General features: G+C 67.6%; 17 protein-coding genes, 1 tRNA gene and 1 pseudogene. 10 read left to right on the forward strand and 9 right to left on the reverse strand.

Annotated features, from left to right (window positions below; genetic code table 11):
- The 4 genes and pseudogenes from ACP99_RS11475 to ACP99_RS11485 form a co-directional block, all read right to left on the reverse strand.
- Positions 1-239, reverse strand: a pseudogene (locus ACP99_RS11475) (hypothetical protein); the annotation flags it as partial.
- A gap of 261 nt (positions 240-500) precedes the next feature.
- On the reverse strand, positions 501-1,499 hold the full coding sequence (gene corA, locus ACP99_RS11480; protein WP_049986743.1) for a magnesium/cobalt transporter CorA: 999 nt from the start codon (positions 1,497-1,499) through the stop codon (positions 501-503).
- Positions 1,500-1,536: 37 nt separating this feature from the next.
- Entirely contained in the window at positions 1,537-1,701 is a 165-nt protein-coding gene (locus ACP99_RS20545) for a hypothetical protein (protein WP_197052442.1), read from the reverse strand.
- A 100-nt stretch (positions 1,702-1,801) separates the two neighbouring features.
- On the reverse strand, positions 1,802-2,452 hold the full coding sequence (locus ACP99_RS11485) for a DUF6517 family protein (protein WP_049986744.1): 651 nt from the start codon (positions 2,450-2,452) through the stop codon (positions 1,802-1,804).
- Positions 2,453-3,167: 715 nt separating this feature from the next.
- Here ACP99_RS11485 and ACP99_RS11490 point away from each other — a divergent pair.
- From ACP99_RS11490 to ACP99_RS11535, 10 genes are all read left to right on the forward strand, one after another.
- On the forward strand, positions 3,168-3,464 hold the full coding sequence (locus ACP99_RS11490; RefSeq protein WP_231554282.1) for a hypothetical protein: 297 nt from the start codon (positions 3,168-3,170) through the stop codon (positions 3,462-3,464).
- Between the two features lie 200 nt (positions 3,465-3,664).
- Complete coding sequence (locus ACP99_RS11495; RefSeq protein ID WP_049986746.1) at positions 3,665-4,543, forward strand: NOP5/NOP56 family protein; 879 nt, start codon at positions 3,665-3,667, stop codon at positions 4,541-4,543.
- A complete protein-coding gene (locus tag ACP99_RS11500) occupies positions 4,540-5,181 on the forward strand; it encodes a fibrillarin-like rRNA/tRNA 2'-O-methyltransferase (protein ID WP_049986747.1) in 642 nt (213 codons plus the stop codon). The genes ACP99_RS11495 and ACP99_RS11500 overlap by 4 nt, the downstream gene beginning before the upstream one ends.
- Before the next feature lie 90 nt (positions 5,182-5,271).
- Positions 5,272-6,375 (forward strand): glutamate--cysteine ligase, encoded by a 1,104-nt coding sequence (locus ACP99_RS11505; RefSeq protein WP_049986748.1) that lies wholly within the window; start codon positions 5,272-5,274, stop codon positions 6,373-6,375.
- Positions 6,376-6,420: 45 nt separating this feature from the next.
- Entirely contained in the window at positions 6,421-7,101 is a 681-nt protein-coding gene (locus ACP99_RS11510; RefSeq protein WP_049986749.1) for a winged helix-turn-helix domain-containing protein, read from the forward strand.
- A gap of 67 nt (positions 7,102-7,168) precedes the next feature.
- Positions 7,169-7,891 carry a phosphoglycerol geranylgeranyltransferase gene (locus ACP99_RS11515; RefSeq protein WP_049986750.1) on the forward strand — a complete coding sequence of 241 codons (723 nt, stop codon included), beginning with the start codon at positions 7,169-7,171 and terminating at the stop codon, positions 7,889-7,891.
- Positions 7,892-8,102: 211 nt separating this feature from the next.
- Entirely contained in the window at positions 8,103-8,741 is a 639-nt protein-coding gene (locus ACP99_RS11520; RefSeq protein WP_049986751.1) for a hypothetical protein, read from the forward strand.
- A 183-nt stretch (positions 8,742-8,924) separates the two neighbouring features.
- The gene (gene aspS / locus ACP99_RS11525; protein ID WP_049986752.1) at positions 8,925-10,229 is read left to right on the forward strand and encodes an aspartate--tRNA(Asn) ligase; all 1,305 of its coding nucleotides are present in this window, start codon (positions 8,925-8,927) and stop codon (positions 10,227-10,229) included.
- A 188-nt stretch (positions 10,230-10,417) separates the two neighbouring features.
- Positions 10,418-11,308: a pantoate kinase gene (locus ACP99_RS11530; protein ID WP_049986753.1), complete on the forward strand. Its 891-nt coding sequence runs from the start codon at positions 10,418-10,420 to the stop codon at positions 11,306-11,308.
- 110 nt (positions 11,309-11,418) lie between these two features.
- A complete protein-coding gene (locus ACP99_RS11535) occupies positions 11,419-12,180 on the forward strand; it encodes a 4-phosphopantoate--beta-alanine ligase (protein ID WP_049986754.1) in 762 nt (253 codons plus the stop codon).
- A 13-nt stretch (positions 12,181-12,193) separates the two neighbouring features.
- On the opposite strand, the gene ACP99_RS11540 is transcribed toward ACP99_RS11535, so the two are convergent.
- The 5 genes from ACP99_RS11540 to ACP99_RS11560 all read right to left on the reverse strand — a co-directional run bounded on the left by ACP99_RS11540 (position 12,194) and on the right by ACP99_RS11560 (position 16,229).
- A complete protein-coding gene (locus ACP99_RS11540; protein ID WP_049986755.1) occupies positions 12,194-12,919 on the reverse strand; it encodes a DUF2103 domain-containing protein in 726 nt (241 codons plus the stop codon).
- 90 nt (positions 12,920-13,009) lie between these two features.
- Positions 13,010-14,416 (reverse strand): tRNA pseudouridine(13) synthase TruD, encoded by a 1,407-nt coding sequence (truD, locus tag ACP99_RS11545; RefSeq protein ID WP_049986756.1) that lies wholly within the window; start codon positions 14,414-14,416, stop codon positions 13,010-13,012.
- 98 nt (positions 14,417-14,514) lie between these two features.
- The gene (locus ACP99_RS11550) at positions 14,515-15,567 is read right to left on the reverse strand and encodes a sensor histidine kinase (RefSeq protein WP_049986757.1); all 1,053 of its coding nucleotides are present in this window, start codon (positions 15,565-15,567) and stop codon (positions 14,515-14,517) included.
- Positions 15,568-15,625: 58 nt separating this feature from the next.
- The gene (gene pth2, locus ACP99_RS11555; RefSeq protein ID WP_049986758.1) at positions 15,626-15,964 is read right to left on the reverse strand and encodes a peptidyl-tRNA hydrolase Pth2; all 339 of its coding nucleotides are present in this window, start codon (positions 15,962-15,964) and stop codon (positions 15,626-15,628) included.
- A gap of 180 nt (positions 15,965-16,144) precedes the next feature.
- A tRNA-Ser gene (locus tag ACP99_RS11560) sits at positions 16,145-16,229 on the reverse strand.
- Positions 16,230-16,282: the final 53 nt, after the last annotated feature.

Here is a 16,282-nt window from a genome sequence, read left to right on the forward strand (position 1 = left end):
GCGCACACGGTCTCGCCGCGCGCCTCGTCGGTGACGAGGTTGCCGCCGCACTCCGGACAGACGAACCGCTCGTCTTCCCGTTCTTCTGCGGCCTGCTCGTCTTGGGTCCGTTCGTCTGTGGTCTGTTCGTCCGTTTCCTTCGCTTTCTGTTCTGTTTCGCTCCGCTCTCCGGCGAACTGCTCGCCGGCTCGGAACGTCCTGCGTTCGTCGATCCGCTCTCGGGTTCGTGTGTCACTCATAATTGGGCGGGTTCGTCCTCACCGGAAGAGGAAAAAGAAGACGTCCGGCCGGACTGACCTTACCATCAGTAAGTACCAAGAGTATATAAATCTTCCTATATCTAGAGGAGCCGAATACTGCAGCAAAAGCGCACAGAGACGGTGTTTTGTGCGGTTCAGACGCTGCCAGTTCGGCGGATTCGAGTATATTTAATCATTCCGCACAATCCGGTCCGCACATCCGAGAGGAGGGAGTCGACGTACGTACCGTGCGATCGACGGTCACATCCACCCCTCGCGTCGGAAGTAGACGAGCAGAACCGTCGTCACGAGCGTCATTCCGAGGATGACGGCGGGGTAGGCGTACGGCCACGTCAGTTCGGGCATGTTCGTCGCGTGCTCGCCGAAGTTCATCCCGTAGACCCCGACGACGAACGTCAACGGGATGAAGATGGTCGCGACGACCGTCAGCCGCTTCATCACCTCGTTCGTCGACTGGGAGACGACGTTGAGGTAGATGTCGCGGGTGCCGCGGGTGAGGTCCCGGTAGGTCTCCGTGAGGTCGACGATCTCGACGAGGTGGTCGTAGACGTCGCGGTAGTACTTCTCCGTCGTCTCACGCACCCCAACGAGGTCCCCGCGCGCCAGCGTGCCGACGGCCTCGCGCATCGGCCACACGACCTTCCTGAACGACAGTAAGTCCCGGCGGACGGCGTTGAGCTCTTCGATGAGCTCGCTGTCCGGGCTCGAGAGGATCGACTCCTCGATCGTCTCGATCGTGTCGCCGACGTTGTCGAGCAGGTCGAAGTACTCCTCGACGGCGTGGTCGATCACGCGGTACGCCGCGAAGTCGGGACCCTGCTTGAGTACCCGTCCCTGTTGGTTCTCGACGGACTGCCACACGTCGGAGACGACCGGCACGTGGTCGTCCTCGTCGGTCATCGTCACCAGCCAGTCCTCGCCGAGGAACAGCCCGATCGGCTGGGTTCGAATCTCCTCTTCGAACGTGGTCTCGCCGCGTTCGAGCGCGACCGTCTTCACGAGCACGAACGTGTGCTCGTCGAGTTCCTCCGTCTTCGGTCGCACGCCGCTGCGGACGTCCTCGACTTCGAGCGGGTGGAGCGAAAACGCCTCCGAGACGGCTCGCACCTCCGCCTCGGTGGGCGAACTCACTCTGATCCACGTGGTACCCGTCGCCTCCCGAGCGGCTTCGAGATCGGCTTCGTCCTCGACGCTGTAGTGTTCGACGCGGCCGACGTCGTAGACGAGCGCGGAGATCACGACGGGTCACGCTCCCGTCGGCGGGTGGTCTCGTCCGTCATCCCGACGCACGCTCCTCGCGGCCGATCGCGTACAGCGTCACGCCGACCATCACCCCCGCGAGCGTCACCGAGCGTCCGGGATACGGCGCGGCGACGCCGATCGCGTACCCCGCGAGCGCGAGCGCGGTGAGCCCGAGGCCGACCGTCCGCGTTCGATCCATACGCTCTCTCCTCGGAGCCAGACCAAAAGCGTTGTTCGCGTCGTCGACCCGACGCACCACCGTCACCCGCGGCGGTGGGTCAGTTCCTCTAGTAGCGTTCCTACTCCGCGGGGTGCTCGATGGCGCGGATCATCGAGAGGACGTTCTCCTCCTCGCCGTCGAGTTGCTGGGGGTAGACGCCGATCGCGACGATGAAGTCCTCGCCGTCGCGGTACTTCGTCACGTGGAGGTAGACGTCGACCTCCTGCCCTTCGAGGGTCGCGGTCGCGGCGAACTTCGTCACCGTCGTTTCGGTGCCCTGCACGGTGACGTTCTCTTCGCCGACCTGTTCGATGTCGCTCAGGCCGGAGTACTGCTGCTGGACGAGTTCGACCAATCGCGCGTCGGAGTAGCTTCCGACCGGATTGAGCGTCCGCCCCGCGATTTCGACCGCCGGCGTCGAGACGACCGTGAACACGCCGACTTCGGCCTCACCGAGCGGGCCGAGTTCCATACTCTTACTGTAATCGGTGAGGTAGTTGGTGGCGACGACCTGTCGCTCCTGTCCCGCGGCCTCGAAGGTCTCGTTGATTTCGAGCGGCCGCGTGTCGTTCAGTTCGTAGCCCGCGTCCTGGGCCGCCCCGCTCTCGACGGCGGCCGGGTCCGCGGAGAACGTGAGCGGCTCGTTCCCGGTGATGAAGCCGATGCAACCACTCGTTGCCAAGAGGAGCGCGACCGCGACGACGGCGACGCCCCGACGATTCGATAGCACGGCGGACAGTACTGAGCCAAGAGGTGTTAAATGCGCGGGTGTCGCCCAGCGGAGCCCGATCGGGAGAGTCGCGAGAGCCGGGCACGGTGACGAGTACCGGTTCGGCAGTCGACGTTTCTCACGGTCGGACGCGCGTCCGTGAACGGGTTCTGGACCTCAGACTGCCGGAGATATTCACGTTAGGACGGGCGACAGCATCAACCGACTGACGATTTGAGGTCACCCTCGCAGTCGGGACACCGCGCGTGAAACGAGCCGGGGGAGACCCGACGCCCGCAGTCGGTGCAAACGAAGGACCCGCGAGTAGCCATCACACCTTCGTATGCAGTGTGCTGTGTTAACTTTTATCGTAGTTCGTGGACGACTGCTGGGAACGGGCGCGAGCTCTCCCACGGCGAACCCTGTGGAGTCGGCACAATCTCACGTTCCACTCTCGGCAGAAACCGCCGACTATCGCCGTCTCGCCCGTCCTCTCGCTGGATCCCCCCGTCGGAGAGCCTCTGTCCGGCCACCGCGCGCCCGAACGCGACCCGGTGTGTGAGGGAAAGATTCTCTACGCAACGTGCGCAATCGGGGGGCGAATCCGCCGATGAATCGGTCCCCACTCCCTCCCGCTACCGCAGGTATCGTCGCGATCGCGATCAGCGTCACGCGTCGGATCCCGGCGCTGCTATTGGAATCGAATTTGGACCTCTCGTCCCCGCAGGCGCTAACGATGTACGTCCAAGGCGGTCGGTTCGCCTCGTTCGTACTCGTCTATGGACTGTTGTTCGGAGTGGCATTCTGGGCCGGGCGCCGTTCGGATTCGAACGAGGGGACGGCCCTCGCCGTGGCGAGTGGTGTAGTCGCTGCGGTCGCGTATCTACTCGGTTCTGGAGGTATCTCGCTTCTGATCGACGGAGAGCAAGGGCCGCTCTTGAGCGCAGTACTCGTACTCGGTTCCAGCATCAGTGTCGGCGCCCAACTGGCGGTAGTCACGTTCGCTGGCATCGCCCTCGCAGATCGCCGGTGAGGTAGCCCGCCGTGTTTCGAACGACATCACGCGTTCAAACGACTGCGACTCCGAGCGTTCGTGTTTCAGATTCGCGTCGGCGTGGATCGATCAGCCACTGAAGCGTGCGGACCGCCCGAATCGCGGACGGGACCCAAACCCGACCCGATCGGCTCCCGCTGTTCGCGAATACATATACGAGTCCGCATTCAACGAAGCCTATGAGCGGCTCAAATCCCGACCAGGCGGGATGGTTCACCGGATTGGATCCGGACGATATCGACGGCGCAGCGAGCGCGATCGCCGACGGGTCGGCCGATCGGCCCCGGAACTGGCCACGGCGAGCCGTCGAGTCCGGGTTCGCAACCGACGAAGCAGAGTACTACGAGACGTTACGCGCGGCGACGCTGCAGGCGACCCGCGAGGCCGTCCGCGCCCGCGACCGTGCCGACGACCAGCAGCTCGTGCACGCGGTCAGGGCGATGGACGACGTCGAGCGGACCGCGAACGAACTCGCCGAGCGGCTCGCCGAGTGGGCGGGGTCGCTGACAGACGGTCCGAGCGGAGACACCCGCGCCCCCGAGTCCCTCGGCGGCGTCGACGGCGCACGGGCGGTCGCCGAGTGGACGCCGAACTCGCCCGCCGAAGAGCGGCTCGTCTCGCTCGCCGAGCGGATCGTCGATCTCGACGACGAGCGCGCGGAACTCCGGTCGTTCGTCGAGTCGCACGCGCCGGCGGTCGCGCCGAACCTCGCGGAGATGGCCGGGCCGGTGCTCGCCGCGCGGCTGCTCTCGCTCGCCGGCGGGCTGGAGTCGCTGGCGAAGAAGCCCGCCGGGACGGTGCAGGTGCTGGGGGCAGAAGACGCCCTGTTCGCGCACCTCCGCGGGCGGGGGTCGTCGCCGAAACACGGGGTCATCTTCACGCACGAGTACGTCCGCGGGACGCACCCCGAGAACCGCGGGTCGGCGGCACGGGCGTTCGCCGGGAAACTCGCGATCGCGGCGCGGATCGACCACTACTCCGGGGAGTTCAAACAGTCCGTTCACGACGACCTCGCGGACCGAATGGCGACGATCCGCGCGCGGGAGGTGGGCGAATGAGCCCCGCGCTCCCCGCGGGCGTCCAGCGGCGTCGGTTCGACGGCCGGGAGCGACTCGCCACGCGGGGCGAGACGGTGTACGGCGAGCCGCGGGACGCCGACGGCTGGCGGGCGTGGGACGCGGGCCGGTCGAAGCTCGGCGCGATGCTGGAGTTGGAGATGGACGTCGGGCTCGACGGCGGCGAGCGCGTGCTCTATCTGGGCGCGGCGTCGGGGACGACGGTCTCGCACGTGGCCGACTTCGCGGGGCCGACGTACGCCGTGGAGTTCGCGCCGCGGCCCACGCGCGACCTGCTCTCGGTCGCCGAGTCGCGATCGAACCTCTTTCCGCTGCTCAAGGACGCCCGCAAGCCGGAGACGTACGCTCACGTCGTCGAGTCCGATCTCGACTGCATCGTTCAGGACGTCGCGACGCGGGGGCAGGCGACGGTCGCGCTCCGGAACCGGCAGTTCCTCGCGTCCGACGGGCGGCTGCTCGCCGCGATCAAAGCGCGCAGCGAGGACGTCGTCGACGACCCCGACTCGGTCTTCGCGGCAGCACTCGACGAACTGCGAGAGGGCTATGCGATCCTCGAAACGGAGCGGCTGGACCGGTTCCACGACGATCACCTCGCGGTCGTCGCTGAGCCGCGAGAGTGACTGAGACGTGGTGACAGTCACCGGACGGAATGGCGAAGCGTTCGCCGGAGCCCGCGACATATTTAATCGGCCGCCCCAAACGACGTGGCGATGGACCTAGGGTCGGCGGACGCCTTCGATCGGATGGGCACGCTCGGCGTCGAAGAGGAGTTCTACATCGTCGACGAGCGCGGCCGCCCGACGTCGGGCATCAACGATCTCGTCTACGATCATCCACCGACGGGAGTGCTCGAAGACCGGATCGACCACGAGCTGTTTCAGTTCACCCTCGAGACGCAGACGCCGCTGATCGAGGACCTCTCGGACGTCGAACCGACGATCCTGACCGTCCGCGAGGCGCTCGTCGAGCACGCCGCCGAGCACGGCTACCGGATCTCCACGGCGGGGCTGCACCCGACCGCGAAGTGGCGAGAGCTCGAACACGCGACGAAGCCGCGGTACCAGTCGCAACTGGACCGGATCCAGTACCCGCAGCACCGGAACACCACCTCCGGATTGCACGTCCACGTCGGCGTCGACGACGCCGACAAGGCGACGTGGATCGCGAACGAACTGCGGTGGTACCTCCCGCCGGTGCTCGCGCTGTCGGCGAACTCGCCGTACTGGTACGACTTCGACACCGGGCTCGCCTCCGCTCGCGCGAAGATCTTCGAGGCGCTGCCGAACACGGGGATGCCGACGCGGTTCGAGGACTTCGAGGCGTACCGCCGGTTCGAACGGCAGATGGTCGAACTCGGGTCGATCGAGGACCGCGGCGAACTCTGGTACGACGTCCGTCCGCACACCGGCCACGGCTCCGTCGAGGTCCGGACGCCGGACGCCCAGACCGATCCCGCGGCCACGGTCGCGTTCGTCGAGTACGTCTACGCGCTCGTCGAGGACCTCGCAGCGCGCTACGACGACGGCGAGTCCGGCACCGACGTCCGGCGGGAAATCCTCGACGCGAACAAGTGGCACGCGATGCGGTACGGCCGAGAGGCGGACTTCATCACTCGAGACGCGGCGGATACGGTCTCTCTGGACGAGTTCGTCGACGCCGAAACGGACCGCCTCGGAACCGACGCGCTGCGCCGTCTGCTCGACAGGGAGAGCGGGACCGCACGGCAGCGTCGGATCCGACGGGAGTCCGGAACCGACGCGCTCTGTGAGGCGCTGTGTCTCGACCGGAGCGGCCGGCCGGCCAGTAGCGTCTGAGAAAGGCTTTTGTCCGACGAGTTTTGACCTTTCGGGTAGAACACGATGCCTTCCGACGAACCCACAGACGAGAGCGACGCGAGCAGTATCGACCCCGAAGACGTCGTCGAGGACGTCGAGGACGAATCCGAGGGCGGGCCGCGAGCGCGACTGGAAGCGGAGGCCGACCGGGCCGTCTCGGAGTTCGACGAGGGGATCGTCGACCTCTTGGCGTGGCTGCTCGACACCGAGACGCGGGCGCGGATCTACGTGTACCTCCGCAAGAACCCCCGGTCGACGAGCGAGGAGGTCGCAGACGGCACGGGCCTGTACCCGAGCACGGTCCGCGAGGCGCTCGCGGAACTGCACGACGAGGAGACCGTCACCCGGCAGAAGCGCGAGAGCGCCGGCGCGGGCAACAACCCCTACGAGTACACCGCCATCGCGCCGAGCGAACTCGTCCGCGACGTCGCCTCGCAGGTGCAGTCGGAACTGAACACGGTCTTCAACCTGGACCGGCGGCTCGGTCGATCCGAGGGGGACGCCGCAGACGACGGCGTCGGCCCGGTGAGCATCACCGTCGACGACGCCACGGATGAGTCGAGCGCGTCCGGGACGGGCAGTCCCGACTCGGACGCCGCCGACGCGCCGACCGACGACGAGCAGTCCGACGACGGGTCGGGAGACGGCTCCGAGAGCGTCGATATCGACGTCGACGAGGCGTCTCCGGCCGACGACGACGAGTGAGCGGCGGGGACGAGTCGGACCCGCGCTTTCGCGCCATTTTTAACGTTGCCCGGGCGAAGTACCTGCAATGACCGGGCCTTGGACCGAGTGGGACCACGTGCTGAAAGTGGACCCGGACAAAGACCTCGCCGACGGTGAGACGTTCGCCGACGTCTGCCAGACGGGGACCGACGCGATCGAGATCGGCGGCACCCTCGACATCACGACCGAGAAGATGGAGCGCGTCGTCGACGCGTGTTCGCGGTACGACGTCCCGCTCTACCAGGAGCCCTCGAACCCCGGCGTCGTCATCGAATCGGACCACCTCGACGGCTACCTCATCCCGACGGTGTTCAACGCCGAGTCGTCCTTCTGGGTGACCGGCGCGCACAAGGAGTGGGTCCGCATCGACGGCCCGCTCGACTGGGATCGAACGTACACCGAGGCGTACATCGTTCTGAACCCCGACGCCTCGGTCGCGGAGTTGACCGAGGCCGACACCGAACAGACTGCCGAAGACGTCGCTTCCTTCGCCGCGGTCGCCGAGAAGATGTTCGGCCAGGAGATCGTCTACGTCGAGTACTCGGGCACCTTCGGCGACACCGAGAAGGTCGCCGCCGCCCGCGACGCGCTCGACGACGCGACGCTGTTCTACGGCGGCGGCATCGGCGACTACGATTCGGCATACGAGATGGGCAAGCACGCCGACACCATCGTCGTCGGCGACCTCCTGCACGACGAGGGCGTCGACGCCGTCCGCGAGACCGTCGAGGGCGTCAAGGACGCCCACGCCGAAGCGGTCGTCGAGTAGGGTTCGCTCGATCTGACCGTTCGCGTTCTTTCCATTTCTGTTCGCTAACGAGAGTGTAGAGAGGCGAGTTGTGAGGTGTTTTCAGGTTCAAATTCGATGAACCTGCTGTGTGAATCTGCTTGCGAATGTTGCACGGGAAAATTGAGATCTGGAATATCGTCCCCTCGAAAGGTAGAGATACGTTTATTGAGTACACATACGAAGCGGATATATGCCAACTATTGGGGAGTGGTCACTGTGGGTGCATATCGCTGCAGGCGTTGTGGCCGTCCTCGCCGGGACAGGTGCTCTTGTGACGAAGAAAGGTGGACAGCGACACCGGCAGGCTGGCAAACTCTTTCTCGCCTCGATGGGCGTCGTTGTCGGGACGGTGTTCGTACTCCTCGCTCTCAATCCGACTTCGTTTCGGATCATTCTCACGTTGGTCGCCGTCTTCAGTGGGTATCTTGCGTTCTCTGGGTATCGCGTGCTTAGTCGGAAGCGACCGGCTGCCACCCCTCAGCGTCTGGATTGGATCGCAACCGGGAGCGTGGTTCTGACGTGTCTCGTATTGGGGGTCTGGGGGATTGTTTGGGTCGTCGCCGGTAACTCGTTCGGGCTCGTGATGCTCGTCTTCGGCGGAATTGGAGTAACATTCGGGACTATTGATATTCGTGCCTTCCGGAGAGATACGTCCGGTGAGTGGCTAGTTAGTCATCTTCAGCGGATGGTTGCTGCGTTTATTGCGACGATCAGCGCTGTGTCCGCAGTCAATCTCACCCCCGTGTTGGGTATTCTGGCGTGGTTGTGGCCGACAATCGCGGGCACACCCCTGATCTATTACTGGTCAAAGGAACACAGCAAGGAGTGACACGGCGATACCATAGTCATCCAGTGTATTACGCGGTTCACCGCCGACGAGCGGCCGCAGGCCGCAGTTCGGCGGCCTTTTTCCCTCTAGGTTTTTGCGCGGAGGGGTCCGCAGGACCCCTCCGTGGAAAAAGGTAGATGTGAATCGACCGTTTTTAAGCCCGGGCGCTCGGAAAGACGGAGTATGAAAGGCAGAACCTACACGGTAGACGCCGAGCCCGGTGACGACGTCACCGTCGCCGGCTGGGTCCACGAGGTTCGGGACCTCGGTGGAATCGCCTTCCTGATCCTTCGGGACAAGACCGGGAAGATCCAGATCAAACTCGAAGAGGACTCGATGGACGCCGACCTCGTCGAGACCGGACTCAACGTCTCCCGCGAGAGCGTCGTCACCGTGTCCGGCTCCGTCAAGGAGGAGCCGCGCGCGCCGACGGACGTCGAGATCCTCCCCGAGTCGATCGAGGTACTCGCCGAATCCGACACGCAGCTCCCGCTGGACCCCTCCGGGAAGGTCGACGCCGAGCTCTCGACGCGGCTCGACAACCGGACGCTCGACCTCCGGAAAGAGGAGGTCAAGGCCATCTTCGAGATCCGCGCGGAGGTCCTCCGCGCCGCGCGCGAGGCGTTCCGCGACCTCGGCTGCACCGAGATCAACACGCCGAAGATCGTCGCCACCGGGACCGAAGGCGGCACGGAGCTGTTCCCGATCACGTACTTCGGCGAGGAGGCGTTCATGAACCAGTCGCCGCAGCTGTTCAAGCAGCTGATGGTCGGCTCCGGCCTCGAACGCGTCTTCGAGATCGGCCCGATCTTCCGCGCGGAGGAGCACAACACGCCGCGGCACCTCAACGAGGCGACCTCGATCGACTTCGAGTCGGCGTTCGTCGACCACACGGAGGCGATGGACGCCTGCGAGCACGTCGTCAAGAGCGCCTACGAGGGCGTCGCCGAGAACTGCGAGCGACAGCTCGAACTGCTCGGCCTCGACGAGGAGTTCGAGGTCCCCGACGGCGAGTTCCCGCGGCTCACCTACGAGGAGGCCATCGAGCGGATCAACGCGACCGGCGAGCTCGACGAGCAGCTCGTCTGGGGCGACGACCTCCCGACGGAGGGCGAGCGCGCGCTGGGCGAGGACGTCGGCGAGCACTACTTCATCACCGACTGGCCGTCGGAGATCAAGCCGTTCTACATCAAGGACCACGACGACGACGAGCAGCTCTCGACGGGCTTCGACATGATGCACCCGCGGATGGAGCTCGTCTCCGGCGGGCAGCGCGAGCACCGCTACGACGAACTCGTCGCCGGGTTCGAGCAGCAGGGCCTCGACCCCGACCAGTTCGAGTACTACACGAAGATGTTCAAATACGGGATGCCGCCGCACGCCGGCTGGGGCCTCGGCGGCGAGCGTCTCGTGATGACGATGCTCGGGCTGGAGAACATCCGCGAGGCCGTTCTGTTCCCGCGAGACAGACAACGCCTGAGTCCGTAGACGAAGGCGTTGTCTGTCTCGCGGGTGCTCGTCGGGCGAACGTAGTGAGTCCGACGGTGTTCCCACGCGACCGGCAGCGTCTGTCGCCGTAGGCGACGACGCGAACACCCCTCGTTCCCGTAAGCGACGCCGCCGAGCGCGCACCCGAAACCGCGCCCGATTTAACGGCGGCCGCGCAATCGACGCCAATGAGCGACGAGGCGGCGGCGTTCGTGCCCGGGCACGTGACCGGATTCTTCAGCGCGCATCCCGACGACGACCCGGCGGTGGCGGGCTCTCGCGGCGCGGGCGTCACCCTCTCGCACGGGGTCGAGGTCCGCGTCGTCCGCGGCGGCATCGACGAGACAGGCGACGGCGAGGCTGCGGTCACGCTGAACGGCGAGCCGATCGACGTCGCGCCCGTCGAGGCCGTCCGGAACGCGCTCGGGGCGTCGGACGCGCGGGTCGTCGCCGAGACGCCGCTGCCGCTCGGGGCTGGCTTCGGCGTCTCTGGCGCGATGGCGCTCGGTACCGCCTACGCCGTAAACGCCGTCTACGAGCGCAAGCGGAGCGAGAACGCCCTCGTCGAACTCGCGCACGTCGCCGAAGTGGAGGCCGGCACCGGACTCGGCGACGTCGTCGCGCAGGCCCGCGGCGGGCTGCCGATCCGGCTCGACCCCGGCGCGCCGGCACACGGTCGGATGGACGGCATTCCGGCGACGCCGCGCGTCGAGTACCGCTCCTTCGGCTCGGTCTCGACGGAAGCGGTCCTCTCGGGCGACACCAGTACGCTGACGGCCGCGGGCGAACGCGCGCTGTCGGACCTGCGAGACGAGCCCACGGTCGATCGGCTCGTCGAACTCTCGCGGCGGTTCGCCAGCGAGGCCGACCTGCTCACCGATCGGGTCGCCGACGCCGTCTCGGCGGTCCGGGAGGCGGGGGGCGACGCCTCGATGGCGATGCTGGGCGACACCGTCTTCGCGTTCGGCGACGACCTCTCGGCGGCCGGCTACGACCCCGAGGTCTGTTCCGTCTATCCCACGGGCGCGACGCTCAGACCGCCCGGAATCGGACGCGTTTCGGGCCCGGCCAGCGAATGAGTCGGCGCGGATGAGCACCTCGCGTGAGCCGGCTCGGTCGGCACCAGCGCGAACCGGCTCGCACCGACGCGAATCGGCTCGCTTTTCCTCCGGCCGTTCGATTTCGGCGTATGAGCGAGATCGACGTTCCCGAGAGCCACCCCCGCTACCTGTCGCTGCTGACGCGGCACCGCATCGAGGCGGGCGTGGAGAAGGGAATCACGAGCAAGCAGGGGCTCATCGCCGAGGGTCGCGGCGAGGCGTTCGATTACCTCCTCGGCGAGCGGACGATCGACTCCGCCGACGACGCCGAGCGCGCCGCCGCCGCGCTGTTGCTCCTCGCGGAGCGCCCCGTCCTCTCGGTCAACGGCAACGTCGCGGCGCTCGTCCCTGGCGAGATGATCGAACTCGCCGCCGCCGTCGACGCCGACATCGAGGTGAACCTCTTCAACCGGACGGACGAGCGGATGCGTGCGATCGTCGAGCACCTCCGCGAGCACGGGGCCGAAGAGGCGGGCGTGGAAATCAAGGGACTGACCGCCGACGCGCGGATTCCCGGACTGGAGCACGAGCGCGCGAAGGTCGACGCCGACGGCATCGGCGCGGCCGACGTCGTGCTCGTCCCGCTGGAGGACGGCGACCGCGCGGAGGCGCTCGCGGCGATGGGGAAATCCGAGATCGTCGTCGACCTCAACCCGCTCTCCCGGTCGGCACAGACGGCCGCAGTCCCGATCATCGACAACATCGTCCGCGCGGTGCCGAACGTCACGGCCCACGCCGAGGCGTTGCGCGACGCGTCGCGCGAGGAGTTGGAGGCGATCGTCGCAAACTTCGATCCGAAATCGGCGTTGGCCGCGGCCGAGGAGGCGATCCGCGGCGGCGAGTTGGACTGACCCGCTTCGCGAACTAGGCCTCTCGAAGCTCGGCCTCGGTGAGCGCCTCGTTGAGGTCGTCGCGGACGAACTCGCCGGTCTCTCGGTCCATCGCGGTCGTCACGATCCGGTTCTCCTGCACGCTGGAGCCGTCCCGAAGCAGCAGCCGCACGTTGCCGTTGTCGTCGGCGCGGGTCACCTTCGCGCGCAGGCCGCTCTGTGAGCCCATCCCGCCCGCGTCGATCGGGCCGGGAACGATCTTCTTCACGTGGGGGTGGTCGGCGACGACGCCGATGGCCCGCCGCCCGCCGCGACCGCCGATGAGCGTCGAGTGAGTCCCGCCGATCTTCTCTCTGGGGGCCGTCTCGACGACTTCCAGCGACCGCTCGCCGCGGCGATCGAGCACCCGCTCGACGGGGTCGTCGCCGGCGACACGGTAGAACTCGTGGTGCAGTTGCGCGCGGGTCTCCCGGAGGACGTCGCGGTTCCCCGCGGCGAACACCGCCTCGGGGCGCTTCCGGCGGATCTCGTCGGCGACGCGCCCCGCGAAGTTCCGGAGTTCGACGGTCTCGGACTCGGGGTCGTCCTCGGGGACGGTCGTCAGGGTCGTCCTGCCGACGATGTCCTCCTCGTCGAGCATCGTCAGCTCGGCGCGGTCGCGCTCGAACTCGACGACGACGGCGTCGCAGTTCCCGGTGTTGCAGACCAAGCAGTAGTCACCGGGGCGTTCGAGGGGCGTACCGCACCGCCGACAGTCCATAGCGGGGGAACGCGAGGGAAAAATAAAAGCGCGGCTATCGGGCGCGTCGACGCCCGGCAGGTAGCGCACGCGCCCCGCGTCGGGTCCGACTCACAGGTCCACCGGGCTCGCCTTCAGGTACTCGCGCAGCAGGACCGTCGCGTACGATCCCGACGGGAGCGAGAACGACAGGTCGTAGGCGTCCGCTTCGGGATCGACGTCGGCACCCACGCGCGTCCGGAGGAGGACGGCACGCCGGGTTCCCGTCGAGTGGAACTCTCCCGGGAGGTCGAAGTCTCCCGGTTCGAGCCCGAGATCGTCGAGGACCGCGCGCTCGACGTCGCCCGGTTCTCCGTCCGCCAGTTCGGTCTCGGTGCCGACGAGCGGGGCGGTGACGAACGCCCGCCCGCGCTCGCAGTGGCGGGCCATCACGTCGACGCGGCGGTCGGTGGCGACCTGCGTGCGGTCGGTGTCCGGTCGATAGAGGCCCGCCGGCGCGTCCCGGTCGGCGAAGCAGACGACGTCGCCGTCGACCGGGCGAGCGAGCGGGAGGCCGCGCGAGAGCCGCTCGCTGACGATTCGGTTGAACGCGTACGACTGCGCGGCGTTGACGAACAGCCGCTGGAGGTTCTGCGGGACGGCCTCCAGCGCGTGCCGCCAGTCCGCGGGCGTCTCGTCGCCGTCTTCGTGGAGGCGGTGCAGCATCGAGCGCTCGAACCGGAGCGCGCCGGGCATCCGATCGAGCGCGCCCCGCCAGTCCGGATCCGCGCTCTCGGCCTGCTCGTCGACGAACGCGCGAGCCGCTCGCGTCTCCTCGGGTTCGGCCTCGTAGGGGTTGCCGACGTACGTCAGGACCGCCTCGCGCCACTCGCCGCGGGCGACGCGCAGACCGACCTCGTGGGTGACGGGCCGCCGGCTCCCGAACCGCTGGTGGCCGAAGTAGTTGGGAACGGCGACGTCGGTCGCGGAATCGACGGTGCGACCGTCGTCCTCGCTCCCGACGGCCTCCCGCGGCGAACCGCCGCCCGCGACCCGCTCGTGCAACGCCGCGGTGATCGCCTCGACGGGCGCGACGTCGGCGTCGCGCACGCGGATCTCGAAGGCGTTGCCGGCCAGATCGCCGAAGTGGAGACGGCGGCCGATCCGGCCGAGGACCTCGATCTCGGCGTCGTCGATCTCGGGAAGGTCCTCGGCGTCGATCCCCTGCACCGAAAACAGCTGCGTCGTGACCGCGTACTTGTCCTTCGTCCCGGCCCACGAGACCCGCTCGCGACTGATCCCGAGCGCGTTCGACAGTCGCCGCGCGAAGTCGTTCGTGTCCCAGCCGCGGAGCGTCGCGCGGACGAGGAGGTGCGGGTAATCCCCGGGGTCGGTATCGAGCGGCTCCGGGTCCATCGCCTCCAGTTCGCGGACGCGGAAGTCCGCCGGCGTCGACCGCAGTCGGCCGCCGGTGCCGTCGGCGTCGTTGTAGTAGTACTCGATGCCGACGCGTCGTTCGAGGGAGTGGGCCGCGCGCATCTGGTCTGTGCGGCGTACTCCCCCCGGGCGTAAGGTCGCTCCGGTTCGACGTCCGTTCCCTCGGTCAGCCGCCCTGCGGTGACTGTGGTTCCAAGAGGTCACTCCCCGGAACCGCGCATCCCGGAGATCTCGAAACACGCGCCGCCGGCCTCGGAGTCGCAGACGGCGACGTCCCACCCGTGGGACTCGGCCGTCGCGGCGACGATGTTGAGTCCGAACCCCGTGCCGCCGTCGGCGGTGGTGTACCCGTACTCGAAGACGCGCTCGCGGTCGGCCATCGGAACGCCGACCCCGTCGTCGGCGACCGCGACCCCAGTCGGCGTCGGCGACACCGTCACCGTGACGCAGTCCGCGTCGGCCCCGCCGTGTCTGAGGGCGTTCTCGAAGAGGTTCTCGAACAGCCGGCGGAGCCGCCGCTCGTCAGCGACCACCGTCCCGAGGTCGCCGTCGACGACGAGGCTCGCGCCGGTGTCGCCGCACCAAGACGGTTCGATCTCGTCGCCGCAGCCGCCGACGGCCTCCCACGCGTCGGTGACGACGCGGTTCAAGTCCAGCGAGTCGAGCGTCAGCCCGCGCGAGCGGCTCCCGTCGACCAGCGCCCGGACGTCCGCGACGATCGATCCCATCCTGTCGTGGACGCGCTCGAGCCGGTCGAGGAACTCCTCGCCGCCCTCCGCCTCCGATCGGAGGATGTCCACCTGCGCCTTCGCGGCGTTCAGCGGGCTCTTGAGATCGTGCGTGAGAATCTCCGCGAGCCGTTCGAGGTCGCGCTCGCGTTCGGTCCGCTCGGTCACGTCGCGGACGACGCTCACGACGAACTCCCGATCGCCCACCTCCGTCGTCGACACCGTCGATTCCGCCCAGAAAGAGGTCCCGTCGGGTCGCTCGACCCGCCACCGGAACGTCGCGGGCGTCGACCCGTCGGCTCCCTGCATCGCGTTCTCGCGCGCCTCGGCGGCCCGCGTCGGGTCCGCCGCGTACGCGTCGTCGAGCGCCACGTCGAAGTCGGGGACGAACCCGAACACCGATTCGACGGCGTCGTTGACGGCGACGACCTCGCCGCTCGCGGCGTCGCGGACGACGACGGCGTCGCCGATGCCGTCGACTAGCGCCTCGAGCGCGTCGTCCGCCGCTGCCGCGAACACGTGCATCGTCTCTCCTTCCGCACGGATCAGTGGTAAGTCGTTTGGCCGTCGGCGCTCCGTCACCCTAGTACAGCGAGAGCTCGCCGGTCACCCGGTCGACGTCGTCGTCGCGGGCGGGACCGACCGCCAGACAGGTCACCGTCCCCGGCTCCAACTGGGTGTGCCCGGCGTCCCGGACGACGGCGTTCGGCAGACCGAGCCGTTCGGCCTCGTCGGCGAGTCGGAACAGCTCCTTCTCGCCGCTGGCCTTGAGGACGACCTTCTTCTGTCCCTCGCCTTTCCACCGCTTCTTCGCCCGTTCGTCGGCGTCCTCGTAGGCCGAGAGCGACGCGTGAGCGACCTGCGCGGCGAGCTTCCCGCGTCCCATCCCGAGATCCGTGCGGGCGACGATGGCCTGCTTCATACGCCACCGTCGCGCGCGACGTCGTATATTTCCTCGCTTTGGGTCGCGGCCGACCGCCTCGATACGCCGCGCTCGCGGGGCGCTCCGGTCCAAATCTCGCGAGCCCACAGACGACCGATAAACCGCGTTCTGCGGCCCGAGAAGACGAGAAGCACCGCTCTGCGGTGGGTCAGGAATCAGCGCCGAGGGTGAGATTTGAACTCACGTGTCCGAATGGACAGCAGATTTCGAATCTGCCGCCTTGGCCAGGCTAGGCTACCTCGGCTTACACGCATACGTGGACCGCGATGCGTTTAATCGGTTTCGATTTCGGGAGCC

The sequence above is a fragment of the Halobellus rufus genome (assembly GCF_000739575.1).
GTDB lineage: Archaea > Halobacteriota > Halobacteria > Halobacteriales > Haloferacaceae > Haloquadratum > Haloquadratum rufum.